Origin of the sequence: Aerophototrophica crusticola (assembly GCF_012913305.1) — a bacterium.
GTDB lineage: Bacteria > Pseudomonadota > Alphaproteobacteria > Azospirillales > Azospirillaceae > Niveispirillum > Niveispirillum crusticola.
On record NZ_CP051775.1, the window covers coordinates 648,428 to 660,930 of the forward strand.

Consider the following 12,503-nt stretch of genomic DNA (forward strand, 5'->3'; position numbering starts at 1 on the left):
AACAGGGGCTTTCGGTGCCCTGCATCGACCGATCCCGAGGGCCCCGGGTCAAGCCCGGGGTGACATCAGGTGTTTTGCACGGCCGGCGCGAACGCTGCCCGCACCGCCTCCACCAACCGCCCGGCGGTGGTGTCCACCGGGTCGGCGCCGGTTTCCAGGACCAGGTCGGGGGTGGCGGGGGGCTCGTAGGGGGCGGAGATGCCGGTGAAGCCGGGGAGGGTGCCGGACTTCGCCTTGGCGTAGAGGCCCTTGGGGTCGCGGGCGGCGCAGGTCTCCAGGTCGGCCTTGACCCAGACCTCATGGAAGCCCTCGCCGACGATGGCGCGGGCCTGGTCGCGCATGGCATGGGTGGGGGAGATCAGGCTGACCAGGACCAGGGTGCCGGTCTGGGCCAGCAGGTTCGCCACCTCCGCCACGCGGCGGACATTCTCCACCCGGTCGGCCTCGCTGAAGCCCAGATCGCTGGTCAGGCCGGTGCGGAGGTTGTCGCCGTCCAGCACGGCCACCTTCCAGCCCGCGTCGAACAGGGCCCGCTGGGCCGCCATGGCGATGGTGGACTTGCCGGCGCCGGACAGGCCGGTCAGCCAGACCACGCCGCCGCGGTGGCCGGTGCGGGCCTCGAACTCGGCCCGGGTGACGGAGGAGCTGACAGCGGTGACCGCCTTGGGCGCGGGCTTGGCCACGTCGTCCGCGGCACCCAGCAGGACGCAGCCGCCGACGATGCGGCTTTCCCGGGCAAGGCCGGCGCGGCCGGTGGCGGCGATCTCCGTGTGGATGTCGAAGGGGATGGGGCTGGCGGCGCGCAGCACCAGCTCGGCGATGCCGCCCTGGCCCACCTCCTTGGCCTCCGCGTCGGTCAAGGTCTGGAGGTCCAGCACCTTCTCCACCCGGTCCACCAGCACCGGGTGCTCGGCGGTGGCGAGGCGGAGGAACAGGCGGGTGCCCGATGTCAGCGGCTGGGTGTCCAGCCAGAAGGCGCGGACGCGCACCGCCTCCGCCGCGCGGGGCGGGCTGGCAGGGGCGGAGACCACCTGCCCGCGGGCCAGGGCCGCGTCCTCCTCGAACAGCACGGCGACGGAGTGGCCGGCGGTGGCGTAGTCCTCAGCCTCACCCCGGCCGGTGTCGATGGCGGCCACGGTCACGGGCTGGCCGGTGGGGGCGATGACCAGCTTGTCGCCGACGCGCAGGCGCCCGCTCTCGATCCGGCCCACGGCCAGGCGGTTGTCGCCCTTGCGGTAGACGTCCTGCACCGGCAGGCGCAGGGGCAGGTCCAGGGCGCTGGGCGGGGTGGGCAGGGTGTCCAGGGCCTCCAGCAACGTGGGGCCCTGGTACCAGGGCATGAGCTGGCTGCGGTCCACGATGTTGTCGCCGTGGCGGGCGGACAGGGGCACCACGTGCAGCGGCTCCACCCCCAGCTTGCGCAGGTAGCCGCCCACCTCCGCGGCCACCGACTCCAGGGCCGACTGGCGGTGGCCCACCAGGTCCATCTTGTTGACGGCGATCACCACCTGCCGCACGCCCAGCAGGGACAAGAGGTAGGCGTGGCGGCGGGTCTGCTCGCCGCTGCCGCGCTCCGCGTCCGTCACCAGCACGGCGGCGTTGGCCCCGGCGGCCCCGGTCACCATGTTGCGCAGGAACTCCCGGTGGCCGGGGGCGTCGATGATGACGTAGGGGCGCTTGGCCGTCTTGAACCAGATGCGGGTGGTGTCGACGGTGATGCCCTGGTCACGCTCCACCTGGAGCGCGTCGAGGAGGAACGACCATTCCATCTCCAGCCCGCGCTGGGCCGCGGCGGCCTTCAGCTCCGCCACCCTTCCCTCCGGCAGGTTGCCGGTGTCGTGCAGCAGGCGGCCGATCAGGGTGGACTTGCCATGGTCGACATGGCCGACGATGACGATGGGGAAGGGGGCCTTGGCCATGGGGTGGGCTCGTTCGGTTGGCATGGGCGGGGGCGCTGTGGTTGGCGGGGGATCATCCTGACCTGGATTTCAGGAACCAGCCTCCCCCGCGAAGGCGGGGGTCCACTGTTTTTTGACCGGGCGCCAGCGTCCATGTGGCTGAAGAACTGTGGACCCCCGCCTTCGCGGGGGAAGCAATAAAAATCAACGTCAGCGTGTTATGGAAGGCACCGAAGCTCCCCTCACAAGTACCCCCCGCCCGCAGCCGCTCGAAGGCGTCTTCTGCCTCGTGGTCCATGGTGCGGCCGGCGCGCTCGGGCGTGCGGGTGGTTTCCAGCTCGGTGATGATCTCGTCCACGGTGCTGGCGTTGCTGGCGACGGGGACGGTGATGCCGATCTCCCCCAGCGAGCGGAAGCGCATGCCGTCCTTGGCGAAGTAGAGCGGGACCAGGGGGATGTTCTCCCGCTGGATGTAGCGCCACACGTCCACCTCGGTCCAGGCCAGCAGGGGATGGATGCGCATGTGCGTGCCGGGGGCGCGCTCCACCGTGTACTGGTCCCAGAACTCCGGCGGCTGGTTGGCCGCCTGCCAGGAGCCGTCCAGGCCGCGGGGGCTGAACACCCGCTCCTTGGCACGGGTGGCCTGCTCGTCCCGGCGGATGCCGGTGATCAGCCCGTCGAACTTGTAGGTCTCCAGCGCCTCCGCGAGGCCGAGGCTCTTGCGGGCGGCGATGCGGGCGCCGGGGGGCAGGCTGGGGTCCGTCCGCTCCAGCGGGGGGCAGGGGTCCTTGATCAGGTTCAGCTTCCACTCCGCCGCGTACCGGTCGCGGAAGGCGTAGGCCTCGGGGAACTCCAACCCTGTGTCCAGGTGCGCCACGGGGAAGGGGATCTCACCCAGGAAGGCCTTGCGGCACAGCCAGATCAGGACGTTGCTGTCCTTGCCGAGGGACCAGAGCAGGCCCAGCCGCTTCAGCCGGAACTTGGCTTCCCGCAGGATATAGATGCTCTGGGCTTCCAGCTGGTCGAGATGGTCGAGGGTGCCGGTCATGGTCAGGAGGCTCCCACCTGGGTTGTGGCGGACGGGAGCGGCAGGTGGATACCGCATTCCGTCTTGCCCGTGCCGCGCCAGCGGCCGCTACGGATGTCTTCGCCGGGGGCGACCCGGTCGGTGCAGGGCATGCAGCCGATGGAGAGGAAGCCGTCCGCCTCCAGCGGGTGCCGCGGCAGGTCGTGCAGGTCCAGGTAGGCCTCGACCCGCGCCCGGTCCCAGTTGGCCAGGGGGTTCAGCTTCAGCTTGCCGTCCGCCACCTCTGCCAGGGGCAGGGCGGCGCGGGTGCCGGACTGGTAGCGCTTGCGGCCGGTGATCCAGGCCTCGAAGGGCGCCACGGCCTTGGCCAGCGGCCGGACCTTGCGCAGGGCGCAGCAGGCGTTCGGGTCCAGGCGCCACAGCAGGCCGTCCTTGTCCGCTGCCTGCTCCTCCGCCGCGTCGGGGGCGATGGCGCGGCAGTCGGTCAGGCCCAGCCGCTCCACCAGCTTCGTGCGGTAGCGCAGCGTCTCCCCGAACAGCTTGCCGGTGTTCAGGAACAGGACGGGGGTCGCGGGGGCGATGCCGGCCAGCATGTGCAGCAGGACCGCACTCTCGGTGCCGAAGGAGCTGACCAGGGCGATGCGGCGCCCGAAATGGGCGACGCCGGCGCGCAGCAGCTCCTGCGGTTCCTTGTCGGCGAAGCGGGCTGACAGCTCCGCCGCCAGGGCTTCCAGCTCCAAGGCGTCGCTCATGCTTGCTTCCCCACATGGCGGCGGAGCAGGGACAGGGGCTGGGCGTCGTCCTGGGCCGGCTGGTAGGCGACGCTGATCTCCGCCAGCGCATGTTCCCAGGCGGGACCCGCCCGGTCGGCCGGGACCTCCACCGTGTCCACGCCCACGCGGGTCAGGAACAGGTACTGGTCCGGGATGATGTGGCCGGTGGCCCGGACCTCCCCCGTGAACTTGAACCGCTCCCGCAGCTCCCGCGCCGTGCTGAAGGCGCGGCCATCGCGGAATTTGGGCAGCTCCACCGCCACCAGGGCGAGGGCGCCCAGGTCGTCGGCCAGTTCGGGGGCGAGCTGGTTGGACTTCAGCTTCACGCCGACCTTGTCGCCGCGGGAAAGCAGGTCGGCCTTCTCCGCCCGCCAGCGCTCCAGGCTGACGATAACGGGGCCGGTGGGGGCAGGGGCTCGCCGTCGGGCACGGTCGTCCAGGGGTCGGCGACCTCTCGGCCCTTCTCAAGCAACGGCATAGAGGGCCTCCTTGAAGGGCGCCGGGGTGGTGCGGGATATGGTCTGGGCGAACAGCTCACCCGGCTGGCGGAGGCGCAGGTAGGTCTGGACCACGGTGTCCACCGCATCCACCACCCGGTCATAGCTGAAGCCGGGGCCGACGATGTCGCCGATGGCGGCGTTGGGCCCGGCGTCGCCGCCCAGCAGGATCTGGTAGAACTCCTCGCCCTTCTTATCCACGCCCAGGATGCCGATGTGGCCGAGGTGGTGGTGGCCGCAGGCGTTGATGCAGCCGCTGATCTTGATCTTCAGCTCGCCGATGTCGTGCTGCCGGTCCAGGTCGCCATAGAGCTTGGCGATGCGCTGGGCCACGGGGATGGAGCGGGCGTTGGCCAGGGCGCAGTAGTCCAGGCCCGGGCAGGCGATGATGTCGCTGACCAGCCCGGCGTTGGCGGTGCCCATGCCCTGAGCCTCCAGCCCCTGCCACAGGGCGTAGAGGTCGGACTGCTTCACATGGGCCAGCACCACGTTCTGCTCGTGGCTGACGCGCACCTCCCCGAAGCTGTAGGCGTCGGCCAGGTCGGCCAGCGCCTCCATCTGGACATCGGTGATGTCGCCGGGGATGCCGCCCACCGGCTTCAGGCTGACCGTGGCGATGGCGTAGCCGGGCTGGCGGTGCTTGGTGACGTTGCTCTTCACCCAGCGGGCGAAGGCGCGGTCCTTGGCCTTGGCCGCCACGAACTCTGCCGGGTCGTCGGCCAAATCCTCATGCGGCGGCGGGGTGAAGTGCTGCTGGATGCTCTCCACGATGGCCGGGTCCAGACGGTAGTTCTCCCGGGGAAGGCGGGCATACTCCTCCTCCACCAGTCGCAGGAACTCCGCGCCCAGCTCATGGACGGTGATCTTGATGCGGGCCTTGTAGATGTTGTCCCGCCGGCCGAGCTGGTTGTAGGTGCGCAGGATCGCCTCAAGATAGGCGATCAGGTCCGCCTCACCCACCCAGTCCCGGGCCTTGACGGCCAGGAAGGGCGACCGGCCCAACCCGCCGCCCACATAGACGGTGAAGCCCGGCTCCCCCGCCTCGTTCCGCTTGGCGATCAGGCCGATGTCATGGGCCCGCACCGCGGCGCGGTCGTTGGGGCTGCCCGCGATGGCGATCTTGAACTTGCGGGGCAGGAAGGTGAACTCGGGATGCAGGGTGGACCATTGCCGCAGCACCTCCGCATAGACCCGGGGGTCCAGGATCTCATCCGCCGCGGCGCCGCAGAAGGCGTCCGTCGTCACGTTGCGGATGCAGTTGCCGCTGGTCTGGATGGCATGCATGTCCACCTCCGCCAGCTCATGCAGGGCGTCGGGGATCTCCACCAGCTTGGGCCAGTTGAACTGGATGTTCTGCCGGGTGGTGAAGTGGCCGTAGCCCTTGTCATAGACGCGGGCGATGCGGGCCAGCTTGCGCAGCCGCGTGCTGTCCAGCATGCCGTAGGGGATGGCCACCCGCAGCATGTAGGCGTGGAGCTGGAGGTAGACGCCGTTCATCAGCCGGATCGGCTTGAACTCCTCCTCCGTCAGCTCACCCTTCAGGCGGCGCTCCACCTGGGCGCGGAACTGCTCCACCCGCTGGTGCACGAAGCGGGCATCCACCTCGTCATAATGGTAGACGCCGGCATTGGCGTCGGGGGCGGCGTTGGGGAGCTTCGCGATGTGGTTCATGGTTGTCGATCCTCAGGCCGCCGCCGCCGGCTTCTGCGGGGAGGGCTCGGCCTGCTTGCCAAGGTCGGGGCGGACGCTGGGGCCAAGGGCCTTCATCCGCTCCCGCATGTGCAGGGGCACGGTCTCGCCGTCGCGGACTTCCACGTCGATGGGGTAGGTGTCGACGACAAGCTGGGCCTTCACGGCCGCGGCGGCCTCCGCCAGCGCGGCCTCGATGCCCGGGCCCTGGAACACGGCGGCGTCACCCACGCGCTCAACCCAGCGGCCGCCGTTGCCCAGCCAGACGGCGACGCCGTCGGTCAGCCGGTTGGCGGCGATGGATTGCAGGGGACCCTTGGCCTTCACCAACATGGTACAGCTACCTCAGACGGCTTCGCGCAAAGCAGGGGCGGCCAGTTCGGCCAGTTGGGCGGGGTCGGCCAGGCGGACCACCTCGCCGACGATGATCAGGGCGGGGCCCACCAGCCCGTGCAGGCGGGCAAGCTCCGGCAGCTCGGCCACGCTGCCCACCACCAGCCGCTGGTCGGGGCGGGTGCCGTTCTCGATGAGGGCCGCCGGGGTGGCCGGGTCCAGACCGGCGTCGGTCAGGCGCCGGGCGATGGTGCCGGAGGAGGACAGGCCCATATAAATGACCAGGGTATGCTTCAGCCGGGCCAGCGCCTGCCAGTCCAGGTCGGGCTCGCCGTCCTTCCCGTGGCCGGTGACGAAGGTGACGCCCTGGGCCACGCCCCGGTGGGTGACCGGGATGGTGGTGGCGGCACCGCAGCCGAGCGCCGCGGTGATGCCGGGAACCACCTCGATGGGGATGCCGGCGGCGCGGGCGGCCTCCAGCTCCTCCCCGCCGCGGCCGAAGACGAAGGGGTCGCCCCCCTTCAGCCGGACGACGCGATGGCCGTCCTGCGCCTCCCGCACCAGCAGGGCGTTGATCTCCGACTGGCCGAGGGTGTGGTTGGACTTGGTCTTGCCGACGAAGATGCGGCGGGCGTCGCGGCGGACATAGTCCAGGATGCGGTCGTCCACCAACTTGTCATGCACCACCACGTCGGCGTCCTGGAGCACCCGCAGGGCGCGCAGGGTCAGCAAATCCGGGTCGCCGGGGCCGGCACCCACCAGGGTGATGCGGCCGGTCTTCTGCTGGCCATAGGACGGGTCGTTGACGGCGACCAGCAGCCGGTCCCGCGCCGTCCGCTCGTCACCTGCCAGGAAGGCGCGGGCCACGGGGCCATCGATCACCGCCTCCCAGAAGCGGCGGCGGGCGGTCTCCCCCTCCCGCACCGCCTTCACGGCGCCGCGGAAGCTGTCCAGGAACGAGGCGAGGCGGCCGATGCCCGGCTCCAGCGCTGCCTCCAGCCTTTCGCGCAGGCGGCGCACCAGCACGGGGCTGGCGCCACCGCTGCTGATGGCGATGGTGATGGGCTCCCGGTCGATGATGGCCGGCATGATGAAGGTGGACAGGTGCGGCTTGTCCGGCACGTTCACAAGCACGCCCGCCGCGTGGGCGGCCTGGGCGACGGATGTGTCGGTCTCCAACTCATCCGTGGCGGCGAAGGCCAGGGTGTGGCCGGCCAGGTCCGCGGGCTGGAAGGCACGGGCGCGGACCTCATGGGCCAGGGCGGCAAGGTCGGGGATGACGTCTTCGGCGATGACGGTCAGGCGGCAGCCGGACTTGGCGACCAGCCGCGCCTTGCGCAACGCCAGCTCACCCCCACCGACCACCAGGACCGGTCGCCCCCCAGGGGGAGCGAGACCGGGAACGTGTGCAGCGCCATCGCCTGCCCCTAAGCCGTCCGTCCTTACCGATAACCACAGGATTGGGCCGGGAGCTTGCTTTGTCGAGGTGAAATATAATTTCTCCACAGTGCGCATGTAGATACATGCCGCCCTGTGGAATGGGTGAATTCAGCGTAATTCCAGCATGTTAAGGCTTGGTTTCAGCCGAGGGCCGGACACTGCTTTGCGGCCGTTGGCGTGCTGCCATGCAGCAGACGCCACGCGGGTGATGCGGATTTGCCATAGGGGATGGTGGGGAATGCGGTGGTGGTCGGCGCTGACCGGCATGCTTGTGGGCATCTGCCCGCCCGTACGAGGCGTGTCACAGTCTCAACTGCCTCCCCCGCGAAGGCGGGGGTCCACAGTTCTTGACCCGGTGTGAGGCGGCGCGGCGGCAAAAAAACAGTGGGCCCCCGCCTTCGCGGGGGAAACAATAAAGGGCGGGCGAAGCTGGATAGGCAGGCCAGGGGCAGGGATGGCCGATGCCCCCTCAAAGCTCGGTGAGCTGCTCCCGCGTCAGCCAGAAGACCTCACCGAAGCTGTCGGCGGTTTCCAGCCACAGGAACTCCCCGTCCGGGTACATGGCGTCCAGCGCCTCCCGGCCGGTGCCGAACTCGCAGAGCAGGCCACCCTCAGGGGTCAGGTATTTGGGCGCCTGCTTCAGGATCTTGCGGACGATGTCCAGCCCCTCCACCCCGCCGCCGGCCAGGGCCATGGCGGGCTCATGCCGGTATTCGGGCGGCAGCTCGGCCATGGACTCGTCGCTGACATAGGGCGGGTTGGTGATGATGACGTCGTACTTGCGGCCCTTCAGCGGGGCGAACAGGTCGCCCTGGAACAGGGTGACGCGGTCCTCCAGCCCGTGGTCGGCCACGTTGATCCTCGCCACCTCCAGCGCCTCGGCCGACAGGTCCACGGCGTCCACCTTGGCATTGGGGAACACCTGGGCCGCCAGGATGGCCAGGCAGCCGGACCCGGTGCACAGGTCCAGCACATGCTCCACCTCCGTCGGGTCCTCCACCAGGGTGAAGCCGTCGCCGCCGAACAGGTCGCCGAACAGCAGCTCCCCGATGTAGCTGCGGGGGACGATCACCCGCTCATCCACATAGAAGGGCACGCCCTGGATGTAGGTGCGCTTGGTCAGGTAGGCGGCCGGCTTGCGGGTGCGGACGCGGGCATCGATGATGTCCGCCACCGCCTTGCGCTCCGGCGTCGTCAGCCGGGCGTCCAGGTAGGGGTCCAGCCGGTCCACCGGCAGCTTCAGCGTCTCCAGCACCAGGAACGCGGCCTCATCATGGGCCGTGGTGACGCCGTGGCCGTGCACCAGGCCGGCGGCGTTGAACCGGCTCACCCCATAGCGCAGGAAGTCACGGACGGTCAGAAGCTCTGCGGCGGCGACGGCAGGGTCGAAGTCGGTCACGGGTGGGCATCCTGGCAATGGGGGTCGTGCCGGGATGTCTAGCAGGCGCCGCCAGCGCGGGGAAGCTGGACACGGAACGGTCACGCCTGCCGCTATGCCGGTAGGAATAGGCCGGAAGGCGGTAGAACATATGGCGGAAGGAATAATAAAGCTGAGGCGGTTTCTGGTCGGGACAAGGATTGAAACCCATGCAGATGCGGCCGGACACCGATGCGGGTGTGTGCCCGGGGTGCTTGGCCAACAAGTGAACACATGATTGTAACGGCAAATGCTGACCATACGGCTAGCATCATTCGGCCTTACGGTCCTATAGTATCTGACCGAAGGCGATATCGTTTGGCTGGTCTGGTGCGGGATGATACGGGCGCGGGACATGACCACGGGAGCAGGGATGTCCGCGACCACGCCAGGGGAGCCCGATTGGGAAAGCATCGCCGGGTCCCTGTCCCAGGCCGCCAACGCCTTGCAGTCCGTGCTGGACGGGATCGGCGACGGCTTCTATGCGGTTGACCGGTCCTGGCGCGTCACCGTGTTCAACCGGGTGGCGGAAGAGCATTTCGGCCGCGACCGGTCCGAGGTGCTGGGCCACGACCTCTGGCAGGTCTTCCCCCAGGCGCTGGGCAGCGACTATGAGCAGGCGATGCGCCGGGTCATGGACACCGGCGTGCGCGTCGAGCGGGAGGAGGCAAGCTATATCCGGCCCGGCCAGATCATGGAGGTCCGGGTCTTCCCCCTGCCGGACGGGCTCGGCGTCTCCTTCCGCGACGTGACCGCACGGCGGATGGCGGAGAAGGCGCTGCGGCAGAGCGAGGCGCGGCTGAAGCTGGCGCAGCAGGCCGGGCGCATCGGCCATTACGAGATCGACCTGGGCAGCGGCAGGCTGTGGTGGTCCGACAGCCAGCATGACGTGCTGGGCATCCCGCGGGAGATGGCGCCGGAGACGGCCATGGACTTCACCCGCCTGATCCATCCGGAGGACCGCGAGGCGGCCATGGGCACGGAGCTGGCCGCCATACGCAACGGGACCCCCGTGGACACGGAGTTCCGGGTCATCGGCGCCGACGGCCGCGTGCGCTGGATCGCCGCCCGCGGCCAAGTGGTGCGCCAACCGGACGGGCGGCGCTGCCTGGTGGGCATCAACCTGGACGTGACCGCCCGGCGGGAAGCGGATGAGCGCCAGCGCCTGCTGATGGGGGAGCTGGACCACCGGGCGAAGAACATGCTGTCCGTCATACAGTCGCTGCTGCGCCTGGCCCCGGCGCGGGACCTTCCCACCTTCCAGCAGGTGATGGAAGGGCGGGTGGCGGCACTGGCCCGGGCCCACACCCTGTTGGCCCGCGGCTGCTGGGCCGGCGGCCCGGTGGCGGAGGTGCTGCGCGAGGGGCTTGAGGGCTTTGTCGAGGACCCGGCCCGCCTGGGCATCGCCGGCCCCGCGGCCAGCCTGGCCCCGGCGGCGGTGCAGGCGCTGGCCCTTGCCATCCATGAATTGGGGACCAACGCGGCCAAGTACGGCGCCCTGTCGGTGCCGGAAGGGCGGGTGGAGGTGGATTATTGGTGGCTGGGGCCGGGCACCGACCTGAGCCTGCGCTGGCGGGAGGCGGGCGGGCCCGGCGCGCCGCCGCCGCAGGATGAGGGCTTCGGCCTGACCCTGATCCGCCAGTGCCTGGAACAGCAGTTGGGCGGCACGGTACGCCTACACTGGCGGCCGGACGGCCTGGCCGTGCAGGTCACCATCCCCGCCCGCCACCTTTCGGCCGAGGTGTCGTCCACCCCACCGGCACGGCCCGCGCCGGCCGGCCACGGGGGCGGCCCTGCCGCGGATCCGTCCAAGGTCCGGCCGCTCCAGGGCAAGCGGGTGCTGGTGGCGGAGGATGAGGGGTTGATCGGCCTGGAACTGCGCGCCACGCTGGAGGCGGCGGGCGCCGACGTGGTGGGCCCGGCCACCAACCTGGCCGTGCTGTCCCGGCTCGCCGCGACGGAGCAGGTGGACGTGGCGCTGCTGGACGTGAACCTGCAGGGACGGGCCTCGTTTCCCGCCGCGGCCATCCTGGCGGACCGGGGCATCCCCTTCGTGTTCTGCACCGGCTATGACGAGGCGGGGGAGGACGAGTACCCCGGGGTGCGGCGCGTCCGGAAGCCCTGGCGGCGGGGCGAGGTAGAGCGTGCGTTGGCCGAGGCCCTCCGCCCGTGACCCCAAATTCCGGATGGGAATGCGTTGCCCCGGCGTCGGGCTAAGCCGAAATAAAATCGGAACACCGGCTGACCGGCTTGCCCGCAAGTGGCGGGGTGGTAGCCTTTCGCCATACGGGGCGGGTAACGGGTCGGCATAGGTGCCGCCCCGGGCGCCCCGGGATGGGGGGAGGACGCCGTGCCGAAGGCACGCCCAGGCTTCTATGTGCGCCGCGACCATGACCCGACCCGCGCCATCTACCAGGTGATGGAGGACGGCGTCACCATCCGGGTCTGCGCCAGCGCGCTTGCCAGCCACCCGGAGCCGGAATGGGTGCTGGGGGAGGCGGGCTTGCCGCCCGGCCTGCGCTTCGCGGCGGAAGACCTGGAGACTGCCGTCGCCTTCGCCGACCTGCATTACGCAACGTTGCGCGACCTGGAGTATGAGGGGCTGCCGCCGCCCTGCCGGCAGGGGGCAAAGCGGCGGCGCGGCTGGTTGCGCTTCCTGCCCGCCGGGGGCTGATGAGGCGCCAACCCCCGGAGGCCGCTTGCACGGCCTGCCCCCTTTTCCCGCCGCATCCCCCTTTTTCGTAGCCGGTTTGGCGCCTGATTTAAGTCTCCTCTTTACCTTTTCAGGGCTCCCTTAGGGTCTCACGTGCCTGGAATGCGGAGGGGGGTCCCCATGACGACGCTGACTGAGATCGAGAACCGGATCGTCGAGGCCTACAAGGCCGGACACGGCATCACCGACATCGCCGCCATGATCGGCGTCCGCGCGGCCGAGGTGATCGGCGTCGTCAGGACGAACAACGTGCAGCCGCCCAGCATGGCCGTGCGCCGGCAGGCCCTGCCGGACGCCGTGGCCGCCCTGGCCAGCCAGCCCGCACCCTGCGTGCCCGCCCCGCAGCCGGTGGTGATCCCGGCCGCCGAGGAGCTGCCCGAGCTTCCCGCCCGCCGCACCGCCCCGCGGCCCATGGCCTCCCGCCCCGCGGCCGCCCGCCCGGAAGCCGCCAAGCCCGCCAAGGCCAAGCCGGCGGCCCAGGACTTCGCCGATGACGATTTCGATGACGATGAGGACGACGTCCGCCCCAGCAGCAACGGCAAGCCCCGCGGCTGGCTGATGCCCGAGGCGGCGGTGACCGCCCTCTATGCCAAGTCCGGCGGCCGCTATGTGGACGTGGTGCTGAAGCAGCCCGCCACCCGCCCGTTGGGCGTGAAGCCCCAGGCCGCCGCCCCGCAGGTCCGGGCCGCGGCGTGAGCCGCCCCCTGAATTGCCGG

At 70.4% G+C, this 12,503-nt stretch carries 11 protein-coding genes; 3 read left to right on the forward strand and 8 right to left on the reverse strand.

Annotated features, from left to right (window positions below):
• Window positions 1-65: 65 nt before the first annotated feature.
• The 8 genes from cysC to prmB all read right to left on the reverse strand — a co-directional run bounded on the left by cysC (window position 66) and on the right by prmB (window position 9,056).
• Window positions 66-1,919 (reverse strand): adenylyl-sulfate kinase, encoded by a 1,854-nt coding sequence (cysC, locus tag HHL28_RS03080; protein WP_404326373.1) that lies wholly within the window; start codon window positions 1,917-1,919, stop codon window positions 66-68.
• Window positions 1,920-1,971: 52 nt separating this feature from the next.
• A complete protein-coding gene (gene cysD / locus HHL28_RS03085; protein WP_169654668.1) occupies window positions 1,972-2,946 on the reverse strand; it encodes a sulfate adenylyltransferase subunit CysD in 975 nt (324 codons plus the stop codon).
• A gap of 2 nt (window positions 2,947-2,948) precedes the next feature.
• A complete protein-coding gene (locus HHL28_RS03090; RefSeq protein ID WP_075772090.1) occupies window positions 2,949-3,677 on the reverse strand; it encodes a phosphoadenylyl-sulfate reductase in 729 nt (242 codons plus the stop codon).
• Window positions 3,674-4,024 (reverse strand): DUF934 domain-containing protein, encoded by a 351-nt coding sequence (locus HHL28_RS03095; protein WP_404326375.1) that lies wholly within the window; start codon window positions 4,022-4,024, stop codon window positions 3,674-3,676. Before HHL28_RS03095 ends, HHL28_RS03090 begins: the two co-directional genes overlap by 4 nt.
• A 138-nt stretch (window positions 4,025-4,162) precedes the next feature.
• Window positions 4,163-5,866 (reverse strand): nitrite/sulfite reductase, encoded by a 1,704-nt coding sequence (locus HHL28_RS03100; RefSeq protein ID WP_169654670.1) that lies wholly within the window; start codon window positions 5,864-5,866, stop codon window positions 4,163-4,165.
• Window positions 5,867-5,878: 12 nt separating this feature from the next.
• Entirely contained in the window at window positions 5,879-6,217 is a 339-nt protein-coding gene (locus tag HHL28_RS03105; protein WP_169654672.1) for a DUF2849 domain-containing protein, read from the reverse strand.
• 12 nt (window positions 6,218-6,229) lie between these two features.
• Window positions 6,230-7,582 (reverse strand): siroheme synthase CysG, encoded by a 1,353-nt coding sequence (gene cysG, locus HHL28_RS03110; protein WP_404326377.1) that lies wholly within the window; start codon window positions 7,580-7,582, stop codon window positions 6,230-6,232.
• A 544-nt stretch (window positions 7,583-8,126) separates the two neighbouring features.
• Entirely contained in the window at window positions 8,127-9,056 is a 930-nt protein-coding gene (gene prmB / locus HHL28_RS03115; RefSeq protein ID WP_075772093.1) for a 50S ribosomal protein L3 N(5)-glutamine methyltransferase, read from the reverse strand.
• A gap of 391 nt (window positions 9,057-9,447) precedes the next feature.
• Between prmB and HHL28_RS03120 the strand changes: the two genes are divergently transcribed.
• The 3 genes from HHL28_RS03120 (at window position 9,448) to HHL28_RS03130 (ending at window position 12,483) form a co-directional block, all read left to right on the forward strand.
• Window positions 9,448-11,247, forward strand: a complete 1,800-nt coding sequence (locus tag HHL28_RS03120) for a PAS domain-containing protein (protein WP_075772094.1) — start codon at window positions 9,448-9,450, stop codon at window positions 11,245-11,247.
• 177 nt (window positions 11,248-11,424) lie between these two features.
• Window positions 11,425-11,748: a hypothetical protein gene (locus tag HHL28_RS03125; RefSeq protein WP_075772095.1), complete on the forward strand. Its 324-nt coding sequence runs from the start codon at window positions 11,425-11,427 to the stop codon at window positions 11,746-11,748.
• A 159-nt stretch (window positions 11,749-11,907) separates the two neighbouring features.
• Window positions 11,908-12,483, forward strand: a complete 576-nt coding sequence (locus tag HHL28_RS03130; protein WP_075772096.1) for a hypothetical protein — start codon at window positions 11,908-11,910, stop codon at window positions 12,481-12,483.
• The last annotated feature ends 20 nt before the right edge of the window (window positions 12,484-12,503 follow it).